This is a genomic window from Paenibacillus sp. BAC0078, from assembly GCF_054483875.1.
Window position 1 is genome coordinate 91,775 of the sequence record NZ_JBTLRW010000007.1, and the last position, 22,524, is coordinate 114,298.

The window sequence follows — 22,524 nt, forward strand, 5'->3', positions numbered from 1 at the left end:
AAATCAACCGCCTGAATCGAATCTATAAGCATAAATGTAAGCGAATAATTGGCACATTTTCGTATCTGATGAAAAAATATCATTGATTTTCCGTAAAAAGTCTTTTACAAAACTAACGTATGATGTAAGATGTATCTTAACCTTCTTTAATGCGGTGAATCGCAAAATCAGATGGAGAAAGGGCTGAAGTACATGAGTATTACAGAGAATGTAGCACCGGCACAAGAGACCTTAAACCCCTTTGAAATTGTGCAAAAACAGATTGATGAAGCGGCTGCCTATTTGCAGCTTCCGCAGCATGTTACCGATATTCTGAAAAAACCGAAACGTGTGCTGACCGTCAACTTTCCCGTCAAGATGGACGACGGCAGCGTGACCGTCTTCGAAGGTTACCGTTCCCAGCATAACGATGCGGTTGGTCCGGGAAAAGGGGGCATTCGTTTCCATCCCGACGTTACGCTGGACGAGGTCAAAGCATTGTCGATGTGGATGTCCTTCAAATGCGGCGTTGTGGGTCTGCCTTACGGCGGCGGCAAGGGCGGGGTTATCTGTGACCCGCACAAGCTGAGCAAAGGCGAGCTGGAACGCGTCAGCCGAGGTTTTATGGAGGCTATCGCTGATTTCATCGGTCCCGATAAAGATATTCCAGCACCGGATGTCTACACGACACCGGAGATTATGGGCTGGATGATGGATACATACAGCCGTCTGAAGGGCGTCAACACGCCGGGCGTGATCACAGGCAAACCGCTCATCCTCGGCGGCTCCAAAGGCCGGAATGAAGCGACGGCGCAAGGCTGCGTGTACACAGTGCTTGCTGCGCTCAAGGAGCTGGACGTATCTCCGGAAGGTGCAACGGTTGCGGTACAGGGCTTCGGCAACGCCGGACGCATTGCGGCCAGACTGCTGGCCGAACAAGGCTGTAAGGTTGTTGCGGTCAGCGATTCGAGGGGCGGATTGTATCAGGCGGAAGGTCTTGACTTGCCTAGAGTTTTTGCGCTCAAAGATCATGCCAAGCTGGCCGACTACGGCGAGTCTTGCGTGATTACGAACGAAGAGTTGCTGGAGCTGGATGTCGATATCCTTGTCCCCGCGGCACTCGAGAATGTGATTACCGCCGCCAATGCGGTTAACGTCCGGGCCCGTATCATCGCCGAAGCGGCCAACGGCCCGACCACTCCGGAGGCGGACAAAATTTTGCAGGAAAATGGCGTGCTCGTCATTCCCGATATTCTGGCCAATGCCGGCGGCGTCACCGTTTCGTATTTCGAATGGGTGCAAAATCTGGCCAACTTCTACTGGACGGAAGAAGAGGTGCTGGAGCGTCTGTCACAGCGGATGTACGCTTCCTATGATGCGGTCCGCGCCTTATCCCGTGAGCACGGCACCAATCTGCGCACCGCCGCTTTCATGATCTCCATTAAACGGATCAGCGAAGCGATGAGCGCCCGCGGCTGGATCTGATCCGGCATATTATGAATTGGAGGACACAATAACCATGACCCAACCTATTTCCATCGGCATCGTCGGCTACGGCAATCTCGGACGTGGCGTCGAGGCGGCAATCCGGCAAAATCCTGATCTTCGGCTGGAAGCGATTTTTACGCGCCGCGATCCCCACACGTTAGAGACGGGCACACAGATGGTGTCCATTAACGATATTGAGGCTTATCGGGGAAAAATTGATGTGCTGATCCTATGCGGCGGCTCCGCAACCGATCTGCCGGAACAAGGCCCGGCTCTGGCGAAGCTGTTCCATACGGTCGACAGCTTCGATACCCATGCGCGAATTCCGGAGTATTATGCGGAAGTGGATGCCAACTCCCGCACGGCTGGAACTGTCAGCGTCATTTCTACCGGCTGGGACCCGGGACTGTTCTCGCTGAACCGTCTGCTGGCAGAGGCTGTGCTGCCGGAAGGCAGTGAGTTCACCTTCTGGGGCAAAGGCGTGAGCCAGGGCCATTCCGACGCCATCCGCCGTGTTCCCGGCGTCAAGAACGGCATCCAGTACACCATTCCGCGTGAAGAAGCGGTGGCGCGTGTACGCAGCGGGGAGAACCCGGTGCTGGCTACCCGCGACAAGCATCTGCGCGAGTGTTATGTAGTGGCTGAGGAAGGCGCAGACCGCGAGGCGATTGCGGAGACGATCCGCAGCATGCCGAATTATTTCGCCGATTACGAGACTGTGGTTCATTTCGTGAGCGAAGAGACGCTGGCTGCAGAGCATGGCGCAATGCCGCATGGCGGCCATGTTATCCGAAGCGGGCGGACTGGGGCGGGGAATACGCAGATCGTCGAGTTCAGTCTGAAGCTGGACAGCAATCCTGAATTTACCGCCAGCGTGCTGGTCGCCTATGCCCGCGCGGCCTACCGTCTGGCGCAAAAGGGAGAGTCCGGCGCGCACACCGTCTTCGATATCCCGTTCGGCCTGCTCTCGCCGAAATCACCGGAGCAGCTTCGCAAGGAACTGCTGTAGCATTAGTGGAGATCCTAGTGGAGGAAAGAAGTCCGTGCAGGAAAAATCGCAGAATCAGCAGGACGTGCATGAGTTAAAAAAAGAAGAAGCTTAAGCTAGCTGTAGCTTGAGCTTCTTCTTTTTGTGATTGTATGAGCGAGGACATCAGGTTTACTGTGAGTTGTTCTCTTTTGCTTAATTAGGACTACCCCGGAAATAGCCAGGAGGGGAAGCTTAGTATGATTCCATTAGACGACGTAAACAAATGCTACTCATTAATAAATGAGCGAGCACAACGTTTTTTGAGCGAGCAAGAACTGAAGCAATATCGCTCCCTCCCTCAAAACGAGGTTGAACACCAGCTTAAGCTGTTGCTGGAAAGTCCGATTGCCCACTTTACCGTTGTAAATGAAGTCTACTTCAGAGCGCGTTGGGCAGAGGTTTTTGAAGCGCTGCAGTTAGGAGATGACCTGACATTATTGGAGGTGGCTTCAGGCGATGCAGATATGGTTCCCCAGGTCATGGCACGAACCCATCCGAACAGTACATACATAACGGCCAATATGAATAAAAGCCTCACCACCAGTTTGCAGCAGAAAACGCTGGGCCTTCCCCTGCATATGAAAATCATAGAGGAAGATGCGGCTTATCTCGACAAACATCTGCCTTCCGGGTCAGTGGATATTATCGTTTTTCAGCATGCGGTCAATGATATCATCCAGGCGATTTTGTGCGGACAGGCTGGAATCGACACCATTCATACGGATTGGATGGAAACTTTGCCGGCCATGATCAAACTTCTCCAGCAGGAGGTTGCCTCAGGTACACTCGAAGTTCATACCATGCAGCCTTTTATCACCTTGATCCACACTTTATTGAAATCTCTGCGGACAGATGGCATTATCGCAATGAATCATTATATGTTCCAATTGGACCTTGACTGGGGCTACCCGGCAGATTTGTTTGAGAATATCATCCCCCTGACCAGACGCTGGTTGAATGGGATTCAGGGTTGCGAAGAGATTTTTATTCCCGGTTTTGACCGGCAATGGTGGATCTTTTTGTAAAAAAGATAAGGATGCTCCACAATCGCGGGGAGCCGTAGCATAAGTAGCGGCGAGTTCAAAACGCCACGATCACGGCGAATAGGACCTGCGGTAGCCCGTCCTTCTTTAACCCATGCACGAATTTTGGCCCGACACGGTTCTGGATACTTCTCAGACAATTCATTCACCGCACTTTCGTAAAAGAAATAGAGTTGACAAATATATAGTTAGGCACCATACTATATTCATGGCCAATCCATTTCATGAATCAGCTGACATGCAACTTATCCCTACCCTTGCACAGACGAAGCGTCAGGTTGACCGTTACGGACTCGACGTTGACGCGCAAGCTGTGCTCGTTGCCGCAAGATTGATGACCGCAGGTGCCAAGCTAGGACATGCCGCAGACATCCACTTCGCCCGATTCGGATTATCGACAGGACGATATCGGCTGCTAGCAGACCTCGAAGATAATGAAGGTGAAGAGCTGCCTTCGCAGCTTGCGGAGAATCTCGGCGTAACACGCGCCACTGTCACAGGATTAATTGACATACTAGAGCGAGATAGGCTTGTATCTCGACGACCCAGCTCCCTTGATGGCCGTCAGAAGTCCGTCCTCTTAACAGAGCTCGGTGCGAAGAAGCTGCGCGACATGGCTTCGGAACATTATGCCAGACTAGAAGCGATGGTCGGCTCGCTGAGCATTGAGGAGCGTACCTTGTTCCTCGATTTGTTGGGACGTGTAACCCAAGGCATCTCGGCGCTAACAGACGAATCCTTGGCATCAACAAAATCCAAACCATAAACGCGCATCGCAGAAAAGGAGAACGGGCTAGTGCGGCTAGCCCATTTATTTCACCTTATAATTAGGTCCCTAATCATTTTTTGTTGGGCCGTTTTTTGCCTGATAGTTAGGTGGCTAATTATAAATCTCTACGATGCGTCTTGAGAAAGAAAGGTGTTGCGTATGTACAACAGGAATACCCCTACCCCGTCAGGGGAAATTTATGGTGCTCAGTCCAGTAGGTCGAGGAAGCAATCCTTCGTCCTATGGCGCGAATTGATTCCTGCGTATCTCGCCCCTGCCATCATGGCTGGGATTGGAGGGATCATCACCGCTGATAAAGTGCTGCAGATCCGGGCACTCACAACAATTGGAGGATCATCGTTGCTAATTGCATTCTGCATGGGTCTCTGGCTTCGCACCCGCCGTCCCCGTAATCAATGGTTCGTGCGTGCACCGCGCCTGCTCGTTACCTTGGCGTTTGCTCTCGGCGGCGCTCTGTTCGGACTGCTGGCGGCTTGGGGAATTACAACCTTGCTGCCCTCCTTTCTACCGAACAGCCCCTACCTCTGGCTCGGCCACATCGGGTTTGATTTCCCAATATCCAGCGCGATCGCTTGTACGACGATGTCGTGGCGATGGCGAGGTACCCTCTCGAAATGAAATAATTCATTCACATATTGAAAAGGAGCGAATATCATATGATCGCAATTTTAGGAGCAACAGGAACGATTGGGAACGCACTTGTAAGACGGCTTTCAGCCCTTGGACTGCCCGTCCGGGCATTAAGCCGGGAGCCCGGCAAGCTTCGGGGACGACTCTCGGACCTCGATTTGACCAGCATCGAGATCCGCACTGCAGATGCGAACGACTCGGCATCTATGCTTAGCGCCTTGCAGGGTGCCAAGCAGCTATTCCTCGCGTTGTCCAATAGCCCGAACCAAGTTGCTCTCGAGACTTCTATCATCCGAACCGCCGTTCAAGCAGGCATCGAGCATATCGTCAAAATCTCAAGTCCCATCTATGACCCTCGCTCGCCTGTCGCAGTTGCCAGTTGGCATGGCGAAATCGAGCTTGCGCTAGCGGAGTCCGGTATGGCCTATACCGTCCTGCGGCCTTATGCATTCATGCAGAATCTGCTGCGGCTAACACCAACGATTTCTGCCCAAGATCTGTTCTTCGGCTGCATAGGCGACGCACCCTGCAACTTCATCGACTGCCGCGATATCGCCGATGTCGCGTCCGCAGCACTGACGAATCCCGAAATGGCCGGCCGTATCTATACATTGACCGGCGCTCGGACGTTCACCTATCCTGAGATTGCCGAACAATTATCGTCTCTGCTCGGGCGCCCGATTCAATTCATCCATTTACCGCCCGAACAACTGCGCTCTGATTTAATCGAACACGGGCATATGCCATCTTGGCTTGCGGACCATGTCGTGGAAATTCAAACGATGTCGACCGTGATCAGAGAGCAGCCGACAGATACCGTTGAACGTATATTAGGTCGAGCGCCGCGGACGCTAGAAGCTTTTCTTAAGGAACATGCTGTCCATTTTCAACCAAGACGATAACACGCCCATACACAAGAACCCCTTTCTAGGTTAGGGGGTTCTACGCTTTATCTTATCTTTTGGACCAAGGAATACTCAAATATCCTTGGTCCCCATATGGCTGAAGCTTCTCCACTCATTGGTGATGGTATCGGCAGAGGAGAAATAACCGGAGTCGAGCGTAACGGCTTCCACTCTAAAGTCAAAACGTTCTTGCTGGCGATCTAAATGCGACAAATACGGCACGGAGTCATTCCGGGTGTAGCATGCACATCGGTAATGAGATTGTATTTGGCATCCACAGTACGGTGGCCCAGGTAAAAGAAGCCTTCGGGTTCGCCGTCACGAATCATATAACCGCTGTCGGGATCCGTCTTACTCACTTCTATTTCTTTGTCTTCGTTCATTTCCTCTCTAGGTTTTAAGGCTTTTTTTCATGTGCCTTTCGATTCTCAGCCACGGCTGCATTGAGCTCATTCACATAATTCTGAAGCTGGGCAGCAATCCCGAATTTACCGCCAGCGTGCTGGTCGCCTATGCCTGCGCGGCCTACCGTCTGGCGCAAAAGGGAGAGTCCGGCGCGAACAGACGTGCTAGGTCAAAGACCCCGCGCGAAAGAGGTCTTTGACCTAGCAAAATCATGATATATTATTGAAGGTGTCACATTTACGGATCAAAAAGGGATTCTTTTTGTACTGATCGTGTAATCGTGCTCGGCTGCCCAATTTACTAGACCACTCCAGAAGTTTTCACAAGCTGAAACGATCTTTGAAGGCTCTGCTAACTCTCCAGACATAACCATTTGAACAACGGCGTCGAATCCTTCAGGACGATTTGAAAGTTCCAATGCCTCAGCCAGAACCATTGAACCAGTCGAGTAAAGCTTACAAGGACTTCATTAATTGCACGTCTGAAGTCTTCATTTGTTGGTGATTCGGCGGTGAGCCTTATTATAGTTTTTTGATTATCATTCTTGAATAAGCATGGTTGAAAGGCAGGGGGCGAGATTTTGATTTTGGAGAAGAAGGTTAAGCGGATTGAAAATGTTCGTGGTCTTGTTCAAGAAATGCTTTTAAATACAGGGGAGACCGGCTATAAAAAGAAAACTGGGGTACATCTTTACGGGGTATCAAATTTCGCTTCGATGCTTGCTATGAGAAGAGGGCAAGATCCGGAAATTGCCGGGATCGCCGGGTTGCTTCAAGGTTATTATTTCTATAGAACCGGAATTAAAGACTTCCCTGGTCCAAACAGTGCAGATGCGGTAAGACCTATTCTGCGCAGCACACAACTCTTTTCTGACGAAGAGCAGCATGTCATTCTTCGATCGATCTTTTATCAAGAAAATATAAATCGAACGCAGGGCCCATACGAGGAAATTATTAAAGATGCTATTTTATTGCAGATGTACTTTCAGAATACAGGTAACTATTCATCCAAGGCGGTTATAAATAGACTACAAAATGTGTTTAATGAATTGGGGATCCCTGAGGAGTACGCAGGGGCGGAATCTAACGTTGATACGGAAATGATAGAGATTAATGCTGAAGACAGACGCCTTAAGCTGGCAGGATTTTCAGAAATTTTTGCAGGGCAAAATATTGTTGGCATCCCGGAAGATGAGCGCTACCGGAAAATCTGCAAGTATTGGCCGGACACTGATATCTATAAAGTGCTAGAAGGCAATTGGTGCGCTGCATTCGTCTACTACTGCTGTATGGAGGTGGGAATACTACTGCCAATTCGATATCCGAATCGCACGTATCGATTAGCTGGAGTTGGCGCATGGTTGGATTGGGCCCAACTGCCTGAAACGGGGTTTTTCTATCGCGATAGACAAGATGGATTTAATCCGGAACGTGGGGATATTGTTATTTACGAGAAGCTTTTAAGCGATCACCCTCATGATCATATCGGAATTGTTATAGGTTGTGATGACAACAAAATTATGGTCGCAGAAGGTAACAAAGACAATAAAAATTGCTCCGGCGTTTTATATAGGGAAAGAGGCCATTGCATTTTCGGATATATCCGTATAGACAACAATTATTTTTTTAATTTTGATGGGGAATATAAACCTTAATGAAATGGGGGGGGATTAAAACATGAGTATTGAATTCAAAAAAGTGAGCGACTTTAATCGAGGAATACTCTTTGAATTATTGACAGATGCGTATTCATTTGATTGCAGATATAAACAAAGTTGTAATTCTGATTGGCAAGATTTTGATAAGTTTTTCTTTGACAATTTGCAAATTGCAGATAAATATGGGTTTATCACAACATTAAACGATGAAGTCATCGGATTTGTTTCTTGGGACCCGAGAAACATGCCTGAGTATGCGGAAATTGGCCATAACTGCATTGCCTCAAAACACAAAAGCAATGGGTATGGCAAAATACAGCTTCAAGAAGCGGTCAATAGAATCACCCGGAATGAGGTGGACAAAATCATTGTAACCACGAATGGTGACCTAATCCCTGCTCAAAGAATGTATGAGAGTGTTGGGTTCACAATATATCAAAAAAGGAAGAATCAAAACATCGCAGATGGTGTTGGTGGACACATAGATTATGTATATTCGTGTCCTAGGCTCTAAAGGAAAGTTTTATTATACAGAAAGTCTCCCTGGAGTTTAAAAGGAATTTTTAGATATAATATAGTGCATCCATTTTTTAGTTTATTGGAGGAGATATTATAAATCATAACGAGGTTGTTAAAATCGGTGACGCCCATTTACTTCCATTAATATCAGCGTTGTACGGATTAGAGGGCTATGAAATCAAACCGGTTAAGGCGCATGACGGAGGGCGTAATGTGGTTTATACCTGTGAGAAAGCGGGCGCCGAAGCAACAATACTAAGAATCGCTTTCTTAAATGACAGAAGCCGGGAAGATTTTCTGGGGGAACTTGAGTATGTCAGGTATTTATTCGAGCATGGAGGAGCTGTCTCGGATGTAGTGAGCTCCAGGAAGGGCAATCTACTGGAAGAGGTCACTCATAATAATCACACCTTTTTTATCTGCTTATTTAAAAAGGCCAAGGGAAGAATGCTTGTAGAAAATAATTATCAGTACCGGGAAGGGGCTCCAATTACCGAATATTATTATAATTGCGGTAAAGTTCTGGGGAAGCTACACCAGATATCGAAAGGGTACACTCCTGTCCATCCCCGGTATAGTTTTTTTGACAAATACAATGCCGAATATATTGATACACTGATCCCCGGTTCCTTTTTTCTGCTTAAGGAGAAGATGGTAGAGCTCCTTAATACAGTAACAGAACTGGACAGGAACCAAGAGTCTTTCGGTATGGTCCATTTTGATTATAACGATGGGAATTATTCGATTGATTTTAACAGCGGGCAAATCACTGTATACGACTTTGATAATTCATGTTTCTGTTGGTATATGTTTGACCTGGCGAGTCTCTGGACTAACGGAATGGGCTGGATACAATTTGAACCAGACGCGGGCAAACGCAAGAAGTTCATGGATGATTATTATGAAAAAGCCCTCGAGGGGTACAGATCCGAGACTCGGATCGAAGATTCAATATTGGATAAATTACCACTATTTATTCAACTAAACCTCATAGAAGGTATTGTGGATGCATTCGAGGTTATGCAGCACAACGGCGAGGAGCTGGAGTGTGATGAGGAGTTGTCATATCGCATTAAATGTCTGGAAGACGATATCCCGTATATGGGATTTTTCCATGATATCTACTCGTGTGAAGAACCCTTTGAGTATGAGAAACGAGATTTGACCAAATAATGTTTTGTAAAATCGGATTGCGACATTTGAAAGTGATATCAAAGAAAGGGCCATCCCACATACGGATGGCCTTTAAACTTGCCGCTGGAGTGGGACTTGATCAAAGGAAATTTGGAGGCTGGAATTATTATGGCAATACTTAAGTGAGAGTACAACGAAACCAAAGGCCGCACCTTATGAGACGGCCTTATCTTCTTGCGCGGTTTTGAACGTATGATTCAATTCGTACCTGGTAATGAATCAGGTCTTTTTTTTATAAACCAGCCCAGCACCAATAAAAGTATTGCGAGAATACATTCAATCCAAAAAACCGTCTGTAGACCGGCAACCATGCTTTGTGTCTTCTCATGCATCCCAGTGGGATCGGGCGAATGTTGAAGATAACGATTGGCGCGAGAGGACATGACGCCGACGAACAATGCGATACCAATTCCCCCCGCGATCTGCTGGAGCGTATTGTATATGGCTGTGCCATGAGGGACCAGGTGACGTGGAAGTTGATTCAATCCTGCTGTCTGAGCCGGCATGACGACGAACGACATGCCTAAGAATAAGAGGATATGGTTGAACAGAACGGAACCTCGCGTAGTATCACTGTCGATGCCGGTAAACAGCCACAATGCTATGGTAATCAATAACAGCCCGGGCACAATTACGAATCTCGGCCCGAATTTATCGAATAATTTCCCTGACACCGGCATCATTATCCCGTTCAAAATGCAACCTGGCATCAGAAGCAAGCCTGTCGCGAATGCTGTCAATTGCATTACATCCTGCATATAGATCGGCAGCAATGTCGTTGTGGCGAATAGAACCATCATTAGGATTATAATCAATACCGCAACCAGAGAAAAAGTGGGATGCCGGAATACGGACAGATCGATCAAGGGCTCTTTGATGGTGAGCTGCCGCCATACAAGCAATAACAAGAAGAGGATACCTATGGCAATCGACACGTAACCCTCAGGCTGGGTCCAGGTATTGGTTTGGCTGAAGCCGTAAGTGAGGCCGCCGAAACCGGCGGTTGACATCACAATGGATGCAAAATCGACTCTTGGCTTAGTCAGTTCAGTCACATTCTTCAAGTACATGAATGCATAAACAATCGCAAAAAGTGCAACAGGAATCACCATATAGAACAGCCACCGCCAGTGAAAGGTATCGATGATCAGACCCGACAGAGCTGGCCCGATAACAGGCGCGACCATGATGACCAGCCCCATGAGACCCATGGCGGCACCCCGGCGTTCTGGAGGATAGAGGGCGAGAATCGTGCTCATCATCAATGGGATCAATAATCCTGTCCCAGAGGCCTGAACAACCCTGCCTATCAGCAAGACTGCGAATCCCGGGGATACTGCACACAAGCAGGTACCCGCCAAAAATAAAACCATCGCAGACATAAACATCTGGCGGGTCGTGAACCATTGCTGCAGCAATGCGGTTACTGGCACCAGTACGCCGATCACGAGCATATACCCCGTCGATAGCCACTGTATGGTCGTAGCAGTAACATTGAATTCCCTCATTAATCCGGGGAGCGCATTGGTAAGCAGATTTTCATTAAGAAACGCAACAAATGCACCGACGAGTAGCGCGGTTAACATCGCCCCTCTTTTTATTCCAATTGCAGCTTGAACCTGAGTGTTCATCTTCTACCTCCCGAATATTCATTGCGTTCCGTCATTATCAGCCTGAAGAACATTTTACGTGAACCCGGCTGAATTGGAAAAAGCGGAATTGCGCTTCTTATTCGGAAATTCATTCATATTTCGAAAGTCTAAGGGGGGCTCCCCCATTATGTCGCTCATTCGCCCATTATCTCTTGACAAGATGGGATTTGGGGATTAATATAACGTGCCGGTCAACTCAACAAGGTAAATGCATCCGAAAAGGCCGACTTTTCGCAGTGCCCTGGCACCGGAATCGTCAGCCTGAAGTGCAGATTATCCTACACCATCAGTTTCCAGCAAGGAATAAAAATTATCACGGTCCTCATTATCAAATTTGCCAAGCATCCGTACCTTGATAAATTCATGTCCGCCATACATGTTTATTTCCTCGCCATACTTATTGTAGAGCGCGATCATATTGCCACCTTCATTCAACTCCATGTACCCGTAACATTTTGTTTCGGGCGTTTCACCGTTCAAGAGCGTAAATCTGATTTTGATCACTTTGTGCATGCAGATCCTCCTTCTCTGACTATCGTATTGGCGTTGAATTTATACAGCATCCACCACAAAATGTCAACAAAATTGTGAAAGTGAACAGTTTTGGAAAAAAATCCGATACAAGTAAGGATGACACCAATTCGAGTTCCTTATAAGGAGAGAGTATATGTCCAGTAAATTAGTAAAAAATATCATCGTGTTTTGTTTGGTTCTCCTGCTCTTGCCGGCAACATCCGCTTGGGCTGCATCTGTCATTACAGACCCGGTTCTGGCGAAAGCCATTCGAGCGGAATTAAAGCTGCCGGCTAATAAAGAGGTGAAGACGGGGGATTTGAAGAAGCTGGAATCATTATATCCTATGGAATCAAAGAATAAGATTAGAAGCTTGCAAGGACTTGAATTTGCCGTTAACATGCAGAGCTTATTTCTGCCCGGTCAAAATATAAAGAATATTACACCGCTCGGCAAGCTGAAAAAACTGACGTTTTTAGCTGTTGACGGGAATCAGATTACAGACCTTACCCCCCTTTCCGGGTTAAGCAATTTGAAAAATCTGGTTGTTGATAGTAACAAGATAACAAGCCTAGCGCCGCTGGAAAATTTACATAAGCTGACCGATCTTCTTGCCAGCAACAATCAGGTGGCAGATCTCCGTCCCGTTCAGAAATTAAAGTTAAAATGGCTCTTGCTGAGCGGAAATAAAATTCAGGATTTGACGCCGTTAAAAAATCATCCAACCTTGGAAAATCTTTATTTGGACGATAACCTCATCCGGGATATTGAAGTGCTCACGACGATACCGAATCTAAAAGAAGTGTCGTTGGCAAACAACCCGCTGAACGAGCAGGCAAAGCAGATTGTCGAGGTACTAGAGAATAACGGCATCACTGTAAATTTGGAAAATAGTGCTGATGGGAACAATTGATACGTAGATCATAAAAATGGCCATCCCGCAAAGGATGGCCTTAAATATTACTGTTCAGTCAGCGCACGGAAACCGTACTATTTTCGATACAACATACAATACACAGGGAGCTGGCCGACTTGGGTGTCTTTGCTTAAAGTAAATCCGAAATTTCGATACAGCTCTATATTTCTTTTATTTTCCGTATCCAGGGCCAGTCCCTGTGATTGTGTGTCCGTATTTACCGTCTCCAAAAGGTGATCCAGCAGCGCTCTTCCGATTCCCTTGCCCTGCTCTTCCGGCAGTACTCCAAACATGATGAGATAATGATGCGGAAATGGAGGAGCGGCGGATCTTGTGACTCTCATATAGGAATTTAGAAGATGCAAGGTTTTTCCGGAAACCTGAAATAACAAAGGAATCAACCTCCCCAGCAGCAGCACTCCTTTCATCGTCTGAAGTAAACCTGCGTGCGGCCTCTCAACGACATAAGCGCCAAGCAACCGTTCATCTTCAAAATAACCCCAAACCTCTTCATGGAGTAAGAAGCTTTTGTCAAACATAAAGTTAGAAAATGCGGTCATGCGGCTTCTTGCTTCGCTGTCGAGCTCTGAATCGCCAAATAAATGCAGGAATAAGGGATCTCGGGCAAATGCGCTGCTCATGAGAGCTGTGAATAAAGGTCTGTCTGGCTTTGTCAGTTTGGATATCCGATACGAGGGGCTCATGATTGTTCACCGGCGTTGCGGATAGCTGTGCGATAATGATCAACTGCGAAGCTAAATAATACTTTCAGCATAAATAATAAGCAGGCGGTCAGCATATAGGGCTGGATATCTGGCAGCATAGGCAAGCAGCCCATACCTAAGGACAAGAGCAGACCAGCAACAAATACTTGCGAAGGTCTCCCGATAACAGCATTCACGATAAATGCTCCCGCGATGGTATATGCCCACACCGCTATTGAATGCCAAATATTCGTATTCAACAAAATGGCTACAAGCACGATATGAAAATGAATCGCGATGAATACGATACGATTTGTTCTCCGCACCGCATAGAAATTGCTGGTTGAAGCCGTAAAGTTGGCAATGCAGCCGGAGAATATGTCGAACAGCAGGACCAATGCCAAAATGGTGCGCCACACTGGCAAATTGGCGGTCATCTCAGGGAATACCAAATATAATACGGCAGTCAGCGATGCGCCGAATAGCAGTATAGCTGCAATAGTTGCAATAGACTGCTTTTCACCAAAAATATCATGCAAAAACGAAGGTATCCTAACAGGTTTCATTTCATTACGCTCCCATCATTGATTAATAGTTTTGTACTTAATGTAGTTATTTGATATAAAACTATTATAAGTTCGTGAAATCCAAATTTCAATAAAGATTTATACTGGGTTTGTTGAATCACTCTAAAACTTAAGTTACACTACCTATGAGGTGGAGAAGATGAACGGCTTCGAACGACGGAAACAGAAGAAGATGGAGCAAATATTCAGCGTCGCATTCAAATTATTTTCCAAATACGGCTTTCAGAAGGTCAGCGTCAACGAGATCGCGCAAGAGGCGAGGGTTTCTCCGGCTACCATTTATAATTATTTTGGAACCAAAGAACAGCTTTATGCCGATATGCTAATGGATTGGATGGACAAGCAGCTCGGGCAGTATGAGCATATTTTGGATTCCGGCCTCTCATTTCCTGAGAAGACCAAGGAGATTATGCTGCTGGAGGTCAAAAACTTAAAAATGATATCGGATGAGTTTCTGAAGGCTCCGTCCTCAGAGCAGGTTGGATTGGAGCGAATGATGGAGCAGTACAGTGAGGGAAAGGTCATGCATTTCTTCATGAAATTTGTCGCGCTTGGAAAGCAAGAGGGTTATATTCAGCCGGAGCAAACAGATGAGATGATGATCATGTACTTCACGATGTACAAGAATGAGCTGGGCCGGCATTGGGCGGCAGCGAGCGAAGAAGGAACAACAATAAATATGGATCAATGGCTGAAGTTGTTTTTCTATGGTCTGGGCGGGAGCGGGATGCTGCAACCGGAATGATTTCAAGCCCCTCCTCGAAGAATGGTTGAGGAGGGGCTTGTTCCAGTTTGCACTTGAAAGATTAAACAATAAACTCGCGGCACAGTTTAAAGTAATAGCAGAACTTATGAAATATATAGATACTTGCTCAGCTCCCAGTACTTGATTGTCCGTTAAAAGTTATGTAGTATACATATAAGAGTATTGGTTTAAATGTTTAAACATTTAATCTCACGGAGAAGGTGGTTACCAGAATGGGCAAGCAGGCACTGGAGATTTTTCGGGAAAGCCTCCCGATTCTTCAAACCTTAAGCGAAGTGCACCGTCAGGATATTCTGCTGTTGCTTTCGGAGAACGGTAAGATGACGGTAAATGAAATCACGGATGGGTTGTCATTGTCACGTCCAGCCGTCTCACATCATCTGAAGCTGCTCAAAAATGCGGGAGTCGTCAAAGTCGAACAGTCCGGCACTCAGCGTTACTATTATTTGTCCATGCAGGAATCCATACAATTGTTAAAAAAACTGTTGGTCGCGCTGGAGCGGGATTGTCTCTAGGCTGATCTCATTTTAGGGGGGGATATATATGAATCATTTGACATCGGAGCAGGTCGATCAGCTCCTGCAGGAGCACCGCAAGAAATTCCACAGCGGTTATACGCAAAGTGTGGATTTCCGTCTGGAGCAGCTTAAGAAGCTGGCGGATGCGATCAAACGAAATGAGCAAAGTCTTTTGTCTGCACTATATCAGGATCTGCGTAAGAACGAATTTGAAGCCTACGCGACCGAGATTGGTTATACGCTGGACAGTATCCGATACATGAGAAAACACTTGAAGCGATGGGCGGAACCGAAAAAGGTAAAAACACCGTTCTATCATGTTTCATCGAAAAGCTACATTTATAAGGAGCCCTATGGCACCGTGCTGATTGTTGGACCGTTCAATTATCCGTTTCAATTGCTGATTGAACCGCTTATCGGCGCGATTGCGGCTGGAAATAGCGTTGTTCTGAAGCCTTCCGAGAATACACCTACCGTTGCTGCTGCTGTTAAGAAGCTGATTCAGGAAACCTTCGACGAGACCTACATCCGTGTGATTGAAGGCGAGAAGGAGACAACCTCGGCGCTGATTCACGCTCCTTTTGACTATATTTTTTTTACAGGCAGTGTACCTGTCGGTAAAATTGTCATGGAGGCTGCCTCCAAAAATCTCGTTCCCGTCACGCTTGAGCTCGGAGGCAAAAGCCCCGCCATTGTAGACAAGACAGCGAACATCGCTATGGCGGCCAAGCGGATTATTTGGGGAAAAATGATGAACACCGGCCAGACGTGCATTGCCCCGGATTATGTGCTTGCCCACGAGGATATTAAAGAGGAACTGATTGCTTCAATGAAAGAGGTTCTTGCAAGCTTCTACGGACCGGATGCCAGACACAGCAGCGACTATGGCCGAATCGTCAATGAACGCCAATTTGACCGGTTAGCCTCTATACTGGACAAGGATCAGGCGAATGTGCTGTATGGCGGCAAGACCAATAGGGAGGAGCTTTATATTGAGCCAACCCTTCTTGCTGCGGCTTCCTGGTCGGATGCTGCTATGCTGGATGAAATATTCGGCCCAATATTACCGATTATGGGCTTCCAGCAATTAGAGGATGCGATTCAGACGGTTAACAGCCGCCCCAAGCCGCTCGCCCTATATTTATTTACCGAACATCATCAAGTTGAAAATGAAGTGCTTACCCGGGTATCCTTCGGCGGCGGCTGCATTAATGACACCATTACCCATGTAGCCAATCACCATCTGCCGTTCGGAGGTGTGGGGAATGCCGGGATCGGGGCGTATCATGGGAAATACAGCTTTGACCTGTTCTCCCATGCCAAAAGCGTGATGACCAAAGGCACCAGGCTGGACGTGAAGCTCCTGTTTCCGCCTTACGGCGACAAGGTAAAGTGGATTAGAAAAGTATTGCGTTGATGATAGACAGCTTACTTAAGGGCAGCTTGTGAAGCTGCTCTTTTGTTTTTATAAAAAAATTAGATAAATCTTAAAATTTATATCCAATAGTGATACACTAGGGTCAGGACTGATCCAAAACAGGTGTGTGACTAGGTCGCGCGCTGGCTTGCTGTGGCGCCTAAGCAGGAGCGCCTGCATCCTTCCTGCAAATCGTAGGGTAGAAGGACGGTAAAAAATGAGCAACCAACAAACAAAAACAGACGTTATTTTAATCGGTGCTGGAATCATGAGTGCAACACTCGGTTCAATGCTGAAGGAATTAGTGCCTGAATGGGAAATAACCGTGTTTGAGCGGCGCGCGGGCGCAGGGGAGGAAAGCTCCAACGAATGGAATAATGCGGGAACGGGGCATTCTTCATTATGCGAGCTTAACTACACCACTGAGCGGCCGGATGGATCTATCGACATTAGCAAGGCTATAAAAGTGAATGAGGAGTATCAGTTCTCCAAGCAATTCTGGTCTTATCTGGTAAACAGCAAACGAATACAAGATCCGCAGGAATTTATTGTACCCGTACCGCATATGAGCTTTGTGCAGGGGCAAAAAGACGTAATGTTTTTACAAAAAAGATTTGAAGCGCTTTCAAAAAATCCGTTGTTTCAAGGCATGGAATTTTCCGATGATCCCGGGCAACTTGAAGAGTGGATTCCGCTGATGATGAAGAACCGGACACTAACCCAGCCGATAGCGGCAACAAAAATCGAGTCGGGAACGGATGTTAATTTTGGCGCTTTAACACGCATACTGTTCGACCACTTAAAGAGCAACAACGTCGATATCAAATTCAACCATCAGGTTGAGGATCTTAAACGCACTAAGGACGGCTCGTGGGAGCTGCAGGTGCGAAATGGCAGCGGCGCTGCTGAGCGCCATACGGCCAAATTCGTCTTCATCGGGGGCGGGGGAGGAAGCCTGCATTTGCTGCAGAAATCCGGTATTCCGGAGGGCAGAGGAATTGGCGGGTTTCCGGTAAGCGGACTATTTATGGTGTGTCAGAAGCCGGATATCGTAGCGCAGCATCATGCCAAAGTATACGGCAAAGCTGCGGTTGGTGCGCCTCCAATGTCTGTTCCGCATCTGGACACAAGAGTTATCGACAAGAAAGAATCGCTGTTCTTTGGACCGTTTGCCGGCTTCTCGCCAAAGTTTCTGAAGTTCGGCTCCATGTTCGATTTGATAACCTCCGTCAAACCGGATAATCTCGTCACGATGCTCGCGGCAGGCGCAAAAAACTTTCAACTGACCAAATATTTGATCGGGCAAGTCATGTTGTCGAAGGAACAGCGCATGGAAGCTTTACGGGATTTTGTCCCAGATGCCAAAAGCGAGGACTGGGAGCTGGTGGTGGCGGGCCAGCGTGTGCAGATTATAAAAGATACGGCTGCGGGCAAAGGTACACTGCAATTTGGCACCGAGGTGATCAGCAGCGCGGACGGCTCGATAGCTGCATTGCTTGGCGCTTCTCCGGGGGCTTCTACCGCCGTTTCCGTTATGCTGGAGGTTATCAGCAAATGCTTCCCGCAGCATCTCAAAGCCTGGGAACCGAAAATCAAACAAATGATTCCTTCCTACGGCCTGTCCCTATCGGCAAACACAGAGCTTTTGAACGAAATTTATGCTTCAGCAGCGCAGTCGCTCGGTCTGACTATTGGAGCAGGGGAGCATAAGCATGGGCAGCAGACGGCTGCAATTAATTCATAAATATAATCAGGAGCAAGGTATAGAACAGGTGAGAACTTTCCTATTGAGGAAGGTTCTTTTTTTGGGAAGATGTATATTTTATTTTGGATTTCTCTCACAATCCGCAGTAAAATCAAGGAGTCCAAATATTCTCGAAAGGAAGGCCAAATGAAAAGCATATTATTGAAGTATTTAGCCAGGTACACAACACTTAGCGATGATGAGCAGCAGGCGGTTGTTGAAGATATACTGGTGGAGGAATATCAAAAAGGAACAGTGCTCCTTAGACAAGGAGATGTTCCCGCTAAATGTTATTTCGTATTGAAGGGATGCGTAAGGCAGTATTCCATAGATGAAACGGGAAAAGAAGTTACGTCGGGCTTTTACACAGAAGAGCAAGCCGTTTCGATCTTCAATTATCATAAACAAAACAGGTCATCTGCGTACACCTTAACTTGTCTGGAAGACTGTGTGCTGGTTGTTGGTGATCTTGATGCCGAAAAGGATATGTTCCACAAATACTCACAACTGGAAACCATGACACGCAAGATGGTGGAAGCCAACCTGGGTGAGGTGCAAGAGGAGTGGTCTTCATTTATTGCATCTACCCCTGAAGAACGCTACAAAGTATTGCTGCGCAAAAGACCTGATCTGGTTAATCGTGTGCCTCAGCATCAGTTGGCGAGTTATCTTGGTATAACCCCGGAGTCGTTAAGCAGAATTAAAAAACGAATCAGTTCAAATGATGTTTAGTCCCGCCTCTGAACAGCAGCCAGATTCCAAAGCCCAGCTCCCCTGCAATCATCGGGACAATGAACACAACATTAATTATGGAAATGAGCCCATCATATTGCGGAAGAAATATTTTGCATAAGTGAATGACCATATAGCCTATAGAAGCAAGCAGCAGTAAAATACCGATGATCTTAGGAATGCTGTCCGACTTAATCGCCACGTAGCCCACAATTAATAGATGCCCCCCAAAAACAACCAAACCAACAGACCAAATGGATTCGAACGCTTCAAGGAATAACATCATAAGCGCTTGGGTTTGTTCAACTGTAAATGAGGATAAATACTCTGAATGTGTTGAGAGAAGCAGCACAAAGATCAGGTCCAGTATGGCAATCCCCAATATGGCAGTGTAAGTGAGACGAAGCCAGGCGCCGAGTAATGACAGGCTTTTGTTTAGCGGCTGAAGGAACACATAGAACGCCCAGGCAACGAGAATATCGGCAATCATGATGATAACCCAGCCCAGGATTTCACCTTTGAAAAGGTTAGTGGACGACATGATGTTGTTATATGTGGCGCCGGCATCACCCTGTACAACAAGGCTCCCATGAACAAAGCCATAGGAAAAAAATGAGGCAAGCGTCATGATGAGAAGTGAAATGCCGGCGGTTAAAGCTGATTTTCGCTGATATGATAGTTCTTTTGCTGCTGTAGCCATAAGATGTAACCCCCTATATAACGTTGTTGATGCTCATTATATAAGGAGGCTGACGACGGGGCATTGATTTAAGTTAAGATAGATTTAAAAGACGTTGAACCAGACAGGGGAATTTTTGAATCAAGCAATATTTGGCTTGCACCTTACGTAACGTCATGTTTTATAGTATAGATACCGGTAATCAGTTAGCGCTAACGAGGGAGTTGCTATGGAACGACATTGGAAGGTCGGGGACCTAGCCAAATTAACGGGACTCACTGTACGAACCTTGCGATTTTACGATCAAATCGGTTTGTTCTCGCCATCCGGCCAGACGGATTCAGGCCACAGGCTGTACAATGAATCCGACCTGTCGCGTCTGCAGCAGATTGTATCGCTTAAGGAGATGGGCTTATCTCTTGACGAGGTCAAGTCCGTCCTGGCCGGCGAGCAGATCAGCCCGCTTGAGATCGTGGGCCTGCAAATAGACCGGATCAAGGAGCAGATCAAGCTGCAGCAAAAGCTTCTTGAGCAGCTCCAGCATGTATCTAAGCTGATGCAATGGAAGGCGCCGTTAACCGTTGAAGACTTCACGCGACTCTTGCAAGCGATGAAAAAGAGCCACGAGAAGCTGGTCATCGAGCGGCGGATGAGCTGGGAGCACCGTTTGGATCTGCTGGGTGATTTTCTTGCCGAAGATAATGAACGAACGAATTCAAAGGAGGATAAACCGTGACCGAACGATTCGTCAGACACGCCACCTTCGTCGTGGAGCGTACCTATTCCGCACCGCCTGCTAGGGTCTACAACGCTTGGGCAGACCCGGCTGCAAAAGCAAAATGGTTCTCCAAGGCCGATATCTTCGATTTCCGTGTTGGAGGACGCGAATACAGCAGCGGAGGTCCGCCCGAGGGACCGGTCTTTACCTTCGAAGCCTGCTACCAAGAGATTATTCCGGAACAGCGTATCGTCTACACGTACTCTTTGGATTCAGGCGATACACGCATATCCGTTTCGATTACAACGGTCGAGCTTATCCCGGTCGAAGGCGGCACAAAATTGATCTTCACCGAGCAAGGGGCGTTTTTTGACGGGCATGACACGCCGGAAGTACGCGAGCATGGCACGAATGAAATGCTCAGTGCACTTGGCAAGACACTCTAATGGGGGGATCACTATGACAGCTATCTTAGGCGAGAATGAAGTTATTTCCTGGCGGGAGTTTGACTTTCCGAAGAAGGTGGTCTTTCAAGCTTGGACTAACCCCGAACAGTTAGTCCGCTGGTGGGGACCGAAGGGCTTCACCAATACGTTCCAAGAATTCGACTTGCGCCCGGGCGGTACCTGGCGATTTATTATGCACGGGCCGAATGGGGTGGACTATCCCAATCACAGCGAATTTGTTGAGATCGTGCCGGATGAGCGGATCGTACTCAAGCATCTGTCCACCCCTGAGTTTCAGGTGACGGCTACCTTCGAGGAGAAGGATGGGCGTACTAAACTGACATTCCGGCAACGATTTGAGAAAGCGGAAGAGTTCGAGCAAGCCAAGAAGTACTGCATCGAAGGCAACGAACAGAACTTCGACAGGTTGCATGAACTGCTTGCCGAATGATCATCATAGTATGAAGTGAATGGATAGACATGACAAAGGGGTACCAACAGGTATCCCTTTAAACTTGTGCTACAAGCCCTTGAACGTTCCATTATGAATACGCTAAACCATCAAAAAAACTGACCCCGCGTGAAGCTGCGGGGCCAGTTTGCATTGTTGAAGGCTGGGTAGTAGTACACTTACAGGTTCGCCAGAACTACGGCGAGAATAGCCACAAAGGCCGGTAAGCCTTGAACGATTAGAATGGATTTCTTGGCAGTGAGGCTGCCGTAGATCGCGGCAACTGCGACACAGATCAGGAAAAACAACTGAAGCTGAAACGCGAACGTGTCATTCGGATGGAACAAACCCCAGATTAGACCGGCAGCCAGGAAGCCATTATATAACCCCTGGTTTGCTGCAAGCGATTTGGTTTCCTGTGCAAACTGCTTGGTCGTCTCGAACGCCTTATTGGTCACATTTAGGAAGGATGATGGTTATGGGGCTGATTGATTAGACGGGGCCTTGATTCAGAGGAGGACTAATCGCCAATTTCAATAATGTTTCCCTCTGGGTCCGCAATGAAGAAGTTCCGCTGACCCCATGGCTTGGTAGATAATTTTTCAATGATTCTCACATTCAGCGCTTTCAGCCGCTCATATTCCTGATCTACCTCAGCTGTGGCAAAACGCATGTACATTTCCATGGTCAGGTTGATGCCGCTTGGTGGTACATAGGTTTCGCCTATGGACTCGGCAAAATGCTTGCGGTCAAACATAAACAACTGATCCGTGTCCTTCTTAAAAGTCGCATACAGACCACCGTCCCAATTGGTTTCAAAGTTCAAAACGTCGCGATAGAAGGTGACCATCTTTTCCATATTTCCTACAAATAGACCAACATCAATCAAGCTGCGCATCCTCCCTTAATCATGTCAGCCGAAACGCTGATAAGCTTTGAGCGATTTGGCGAACACTTTTTGATTTGGTTCATGTCCACACCTCAGAAGTTCAAGGTAAATATTAAAGAAAGCAAAAGCTCATATATTAAGCTTAACAGTTC

24 protein-coding genes and 3 pseudogenes are annotated in these 22,524 nt (G+C 47.3%); 18 read left to right on the forward strand and 9 right to left on the reverse strand.

Annotation, left to right across the window (positions count from 1 at the left end; genetic code table 11):
- Positions 1 to 192 precede the first annotated feature (192 nt).
- The 5 genes from ACX1DY_RS14930 to ACX1DY_RS14950 all read left to right on the forward strand — a co-directional run bounded on the left by ACX1DY_RS14930 (position 193) and on the right by ACX1DY_RS14950 (position 5,862).
- Positions 193 to 1,464, forward strand: coding sequence for a Glu/Leu/Phe/Val family dehydrogenase (locus tag ACX1DY_RS14930; protein WP_458964977.1), 1,272 nt, complete (start codon positions 193 to 195; stop codon positions 1,462 to 1,464).
- A gap of 34 nt (positions 1,465 to 1,498) precedes the next feature.
- Positions 1,499 to 2,476, forward strand: a complete 978-nt coding sequence (locus ACX1DY_RS14935) for a diaminopimelate dehydrogenase (protein ID WP_458964978.1) — start codon at positions 1,499 to 1,501, stop codon at positions 2,474 to 2,476.
- Between the two features lie 218 nt (positions 2,477 to 2,694).
- Positions 2,695 to 3,522, forward strand: a complete 828-nt coding sequence (locus tag ACX1DY_RS14940) for a hypothetical protein (protein ID WP_458964979.1) — start codon at positions 2,695 to 2,697, stop codon at positions 3,520 to 3,522.
- Between the two features lie 256 nt (positions 3,523 to 3,778).
- Positions 3,779 to 4,306: a MarR family winged helix-turn-helix transcriptional regulator gene (locus ACX1DY_RS14945; protein ID WP_458964980.1), complete on the forward strand. Its 528-nt coding sequence runs from the start codon at positions 3,779 to 3,781 to the stop codon at positions 4,304 to 4,306.
- 680 nt (positions 4,307 to 4,986) lie between these two features.
- The gene (locus tag ACX1DY_RS14950; RefSeq protein WP_458964981.1) at positions 4,987 to 5,862 is read left to right on the forward strand and encodes an SDR family oxidoreductase; all 876 of its coding nucleotides are present in this window, start codon (positions 4,987 to 4,989) and stop codon (positions 5,860 to 5,862) included.
- Positions 5,863 to 5,997: 135 nt separating this feature from the next.
- Here the strand turns inward: ACX1DY_RS14950 and ACX1DY_RS14955 are convergent.
- Positions 5,998 to 6,325 (reverse strand): annotated as a pseudogene (locus ACX1DY_RS14955) (IS5/IS1182 family transposase); the annotation flags it as partial.
- Here ACX1DY_RS14955 and ACX1DY_RS14960 point away from each other — a divergent pair.
- Positions 6,278 to 6,469, forward strand: a complete 192-nt coding sequence (locus tag ACX1DY_RS14960) for a hypothetical protein (RefSeq protein WP_458965197.1) — start codon at positions 6,278 to 6,280, stop codon at positions 6,467 to 6,469. The pseudogene ACX1DY_RS14955 and the gene ACX1DY_RS14960 overlap by 48 nt on opposite strands.
- Before the next feature lie 45 nt (positions 6,470 to 6,514).
- Here ACX1DY_RS14960 and ACX1DY_RS14965 read toward each other — a convergent pair.
- Positions 6,515 to 6,840, reverse strand: a pseudogene (locus tag ACX1DY_RS14965) (kanamycin nucleotidyltransferase C-terminal domain-containing protein); the annotation flags it as partial.
- A 10-nt stretch (positions 6,841 to 6,850) separates the two neighbouring features.
- Here ACX1DY_RS14965 and ACX1DY_RS14970 point away from each other — a divergent pair.
- From ACX1DY_RS14970 to ACX1DY_RS14980, 3 genes are all read left to right on the forward strand, one after another.
- Positions 6,851 to 7,924 (forward strand): CHAP domain-containing protein, encoded by a 1,074-nt coding sequence (locus ACX1DY_RS14970; protein ID WP_458964982.1) that lies wholly within the window; start codon positions 6,851 to 6,853, stop codon positions 7,922 to 7,924.
- A 22-nt stretch (positions 7,925 to 7,946) separates the two neighbouring features.
- Complete coding sequence (locus tag ACX1DY_RS14975) at positions 7,947 to 8,441, forward strand: GNAT family N-acetyltransferase (protein WP_458964983.1); 495 nt, start codon at positions 7,947 to 7,949, stop codon at positions 8,439 to 8,441.
- An 83-nt stretch (positions 8,442 to 8,524) separates the two neighbouring features.
- Positions 8,525 to 9,619: a phosphotransferase enzyme family protein gene (locus ACX1DY_RS14980; protein ID WP_458965188.1), complete on the forward strand. Its 1,095-nt coding sequence runs from the start codon at positions 8,525 to 8,527 to the stop codon at positions 9,617 to 9,619.
- Between the two features lie 218 nt (positions 9,620 to 9,837).
- On the opposite strand, the gene ACX1DY_RS14985 is transcribed toward ACX1DY_RS14980, so the two are convergent.
- Positions 9,838 to 11,271, reverse strand: coding sequence for an MDR family MFS transporter (locus tag ACX1DY_RS14985; RefSeq protein WP_458964984.1), 1,434 nt, complete (start codon positions 11,269 to 11,271; stop codon positions 9,838 to 9,840).
- A gap of 294 nt (positions 11,272 to 11,565) precedes the next feature.
- Complete coding sequence (locus ACX1DY_RS14990) at positions 11,566 to 11,805, reverse strand: hypothetical protein (RefSeq protein WP_458964985.1); 240 nt, start codon at positions 11,803 to 11,805, stop codon at positions 11,566 to 11,568.
- Between the two features lie 154 nt (positions 11,806 to 11,959).
- Here ACX1DY_RS14990 and ACX1DY_RS14995 point away from each other — a divergent pair, with 154 nt between their 5' ends.
- Positions 11,960 to 12,718, forward strand: a complete 759-nt coding sequence (locus ACX1DY_RS14995; RefSeq protein ID WP_458964986.1) for a leucine-rich repeat domain-containing protein — start codon at positions 11,960 to 11,962, stop codon at positions 12,716 to 12,718.
- Positions 12,719 to 12,795: 77 nt separating this feature from the next.
- On the opposite strand, the gene ACX1DY_RS15000 is transcribed toward ACX1DY_RS14995, so the two are convergent.
- A complete protein-coding gene (locus ACX1DY_RS15000) occupies positions 12,796 to 13,425 on the reverse strand; it encodes a GNAT family N-acetyltransferase (RefSeq protein ID WP_458964987.1) in 630 nt (209 codons plus the stop codon).
- Complete coding sequence (locus ACX1DY_RS15005) at positions 13,422 to 13,991, reverse strand: hypothetical protein (protein ID WP_458964988.1); 570 nt, start codon at positions 13,989 to 13,991, stop codon at positions 13,422 to 13,424. Before ACX1DY_RS15005 ends, ACX1DY_RS15000 begins: the two co-directional genes overlap by 4 nt.
- Positions 13,992 to 14,151: 160 nt before the next feature.
- On the opposite strand from ACX1DY_RS15005, the gene ACX1DY_RS15010 reads away from it, so the two are divergent.
- The 5 genes from ACX1DY_RS15010 (at position 14,152) to ACX1DY_RS15030 (ending at position 19,189) form a co-directional block, all read left to right on the forward strand.
- Positions 14,152 to 14,757 carry a TetR/AcrR family transcriptional regulator gene (locus tag ACX1DY_RS15010; protein ID WP_458964989.1) on the forward strand — a complete coding sequence of 202 codons (606 nt, stop codon included), beginning with the start codon at positions 14,152 to 14,154 and terminating at the stop codon, positions 14,755 to 14,757.
- Positions 14,758 to 14,990: 233 nt separating this feature from the next.
- On the forward strand, positions 14,991 to 15,293 hold the full coding sequence (locus tag ACX1DY_RS15015; protein WP_458964990.1) for an ArsR/SmtB family transcription factor: 303 nt from the start codon (positions 14,991 to 14,993) through the stop codon (positions 15,291 to 15,293).
- A gap of 28 nt (positions 15,294 to 15,321) precedes the next feature.
- Positions 15,322 to 16,713 (forward strand): aldehyde dehydrogenase, encoded by a 1,392-nt coding sequence (locus ACX1DY_RS15020; protein ID WP_458964991.1) that lies wholly within the window; start codon positions 15,322 to 15,324, stop codon positions 16,711 to 16,713.
- A 217-nt stretch (positions 16,714 to 16,930) separates the two neighbouring features.
- Positions 16,931 to 18,457, forward strand: a complete 1,527-nt coding sequence (mqo, locus tag ACX1DY_RS15025; RefSeq protein WP_458964992.1) for a malate dehydrogenase (quinone) — start codon at positions 16,931 to 16,933, stop codon at positions 18,455 to 18,457.
- Positions 18,458 to 18,604: 147 nt separating this feature from the next.
- A complete protein-coding gene (locus ACX1DY_RS15030; RefSeq protein ID WP_458964993.1) occupies positions 18,605 to 19,189 on the forward strand; it encodes a Crp/Fnr family transcriptional regulator in 585 nt (194 codons plus the stop codon).
- Here the strand turns inward: ACX1DY_RS15030 and ACX1DY_RS15035 are convergent.
- Positions 19,170 to 19,889 (reverse strand): DUF4386 domain-containing protein, encoded by a 720-nt coding sequence (locus tag ACX1DY_RS15035; protein ID WP_458964994.1) that lies wholly within the window; start codon positions 19,887 to 19,889, stop codon positions 19,170 to 19,172. The genes ACX1DY_RS15030 and ACX1DY_RS15035 overlap by 20 nt on opposite strands.
- A gap of 208 nt (positions 19,890 to 20,097) precedes the next feature.
- On the opposite strand from ACX1DY_RS15035, the gene ACX1DY_RS15040 reads away from it, so the two are divergent.
- Genes ACX1DY_RS15040 through ACX1DY_RS15050 form a run of 3 tightly spaced genes read left to right on the forward strand, consistent with a single transcriptional unit; the run spans position 20,098 to position 21,483 of the window.
- Positions 20,098 to 20,604, forward strand: coding sequence for a MerR family transcriptional regulator (locus ACX1DY_RS15040; RefSeq protein WP_458964995.1), 507 nt, complete (start codon positions 20,098 to 20,100; stop codon positions 20,602 to 20,604).
- Positions 20,601 to 21,032 (forward strand): SRPBCC family protein, encoded by a 432-nt coding sequence (locus tag ACX1DY_RS15045; RefSeq protein ID WP_458964996.1) that lies wholly within the window; start codon positions 20,601 to 20,603, stop codon positions 21,030 to 21,032. Before ACX1DY_RS15040 ends, ACX1DY_RS15045 begins: the two co-directional genes overlap by 4 nt.
- Positions 21,033 to 21,045: 13 nt before the next feature.
- Positions 21,046 to 21,483 (forward strand): SRPBCC family protein, encoded by a 438-nt coding sequence (locus ACX1DY_RS15050; RefSeq protein WP_458964997.1) that lies wholly within the window; start codon positions 21,046 to 21,048, stop codon positions 21,481 to 21,483.
- A gap of 179 nt (positions 21,484 to 21,662) precedes the next feature.
- Here ACX1DY_RS15050 and ACX1DY_RS15055 read toward each other — a convergent pair.
- Together ACX1DY_RS15055 and ACX1DY_RS15060 are read right to left on the reverse strand one after the other, a co-directional pair.
- Positions 21,663 to 21,932 (reverse strand): annotated as a pseudogene (locus ACX1DY_RS15055) (DUF1304 domain-containing protein); the annotation flags it as partial.
- A 71-nt stretch (positions 21,933 to 22,003) separates the two neighbouring features.
- Positions 22,004 to 22,372, reverse strand: a complete 369-nt coding sequence (locus ACX1DY_RS15060; protein ID WP_458964998.1) for a VOC family protein — start codon at positions 22,370 to 22,372, stop codon at positions 22,004 to 22,006.
- Between the last annotated feature and the right edge of the window lie 152 nt (positions 22,373 to 22,524).

Bases quoted from the DNA above. Each gene is read 5' to 3' on its own strand.
- ACX1DY_RS14960 (WP_458965197.1), top strand. From the start codon at position 6,278: ATGTGCCTTTCGATTCTCAGCCACGGCTGCATTGAGCTCATTCACATA.
- ACX1DY_RS15030 (WP_458964993.1), top strand. From the start codon at position 18,605: ATGAAAAGCATATTATTGAAGTATTTAGCCAGGTACACAACACTTAGC.
- ACX1DY_RS15050 (WP_458964997.1), top strand. From the start codon at position 21,046: ATGACAGCTATCTTAGGCGAGAATGAAGTTATTTCCTGGCGGGAGTTT.
- ACX1DY_RS15040 (WP_458964995.1), top strand. From the start codon at position 20,098: ATGGAACGACATTGGAAGGTCGGGGACCTAGCCAAATTAACGGGACTC.
- ACX1DY_RS14935 (WP_458964978.1), top strand. From the start codon at position 1,499: ATGACCCAACCTATTTCCATCGGCATCGTCGGCTACGGCAATCTCGGA.
- ACX1DY_RS14940 (WP_458964979.1), top strand. From the start codon at position 2,695: ATGATTCCATTAGACGACGTAAACAAATGCTACTCATTAATAAATGAG.
- ACX1DY_RS15035 (WP_458964994.1), bottom strand. From the start codon at position 19,889: ATGGCTACAGCAGCAAAAGAACTATCATATCAGCGAAAATCAGCTTTA.
- ACX1DY_RS14995 (WP_458964986.1), top strand. From the start codon at position 11,960: ATGTCCAGTAAATTAGTAAAAAATATCATCGTGTTTTGTTTGGTTCTC.
- ACX1DY_RS14985 (WP_458964984.1), bottom strand. From the start codon at position 11,271: ATGAACACTCAGGTTCAAGCTGCAATTGGAATAAAAAGAGGGGCGATG.
- ACX1DY_RS15015 (WP_458964990.1), top strand. From the start codon at position 14,991: ATGGGCAAGCAGGCACTGGAGATTTTTCGGGAAAGCCTCCCGATTCTT.
- ACX1DY_RS14990 (WP_458964985.1), bottom strand. From the start codon at position 11,805: ATGCACAAAGTGATCAAAATCAGATTTACGCTCTTGAACGGTGAAACG.
- ACX1DY_RS14930 (WP_458964977.1), top strand. From the start codon at position 193: ATGAGTATTACAGAGAATGTAGCACCGGCACAAGAGACCTTAAACCCC.
- ACX1DY_RS15010 (WP_458964989.1), top strand. From the start codon at position 14,152: ATGAACGGCTTCGAACGACGGAAACAGAAGAAGATGGAGCAAATATTC.
- ACX1DY_RS14950 (WP_458964981.1), top strand. From the start codon at position 4,987: ATGATCGCAATTTTAGGAGCAACAGGAACGATTGGGAACGCACTTGTA.
- mqo (WP_458964992.1), top strand. From the start codon at position 16,931: ATGAGCAACCAACAAACAAAAACAGACGTTATTTTAATCGGTGCTGGA.
- ACX1DY_RS15020 (WP_458964991.1), top strand. From the start codon at position 15,322: ATGAATCATTTGACATCGGAGCAGGTCGATCAGCTCCTGCAGGAGCAC.
- ACX1DY_RS15000 (WP_458964987.1), bottom strand. From the start codon at position 13,425: ATGAGCCCCTCGTATCGGATATCCAAACTGACAAAGCCAGACAGACCT.
- ACX1DY_RS15005 (WP_458964988.1), bottom strand. From the start codon at position 13,991: ATGAAACCTGTTAGGATACCTTCGTTTTTGCATGATATTTTTGGTGAA.
- ACX1DY_RS14945 (WP_458964980.1), top strand. From the start codon at position 3,779: ATGCAACTTATCCCTACCCTTGCACAGACGAAGCGTCAGGTTGACCGT.
- ACX1DY_RS14975 (WP_458964983.1), top strand. From the start codon at position 7,947: ATGAGTATTGAATTCAAAAAAGTGAGCGACTTTAATCGAGGAATACTC.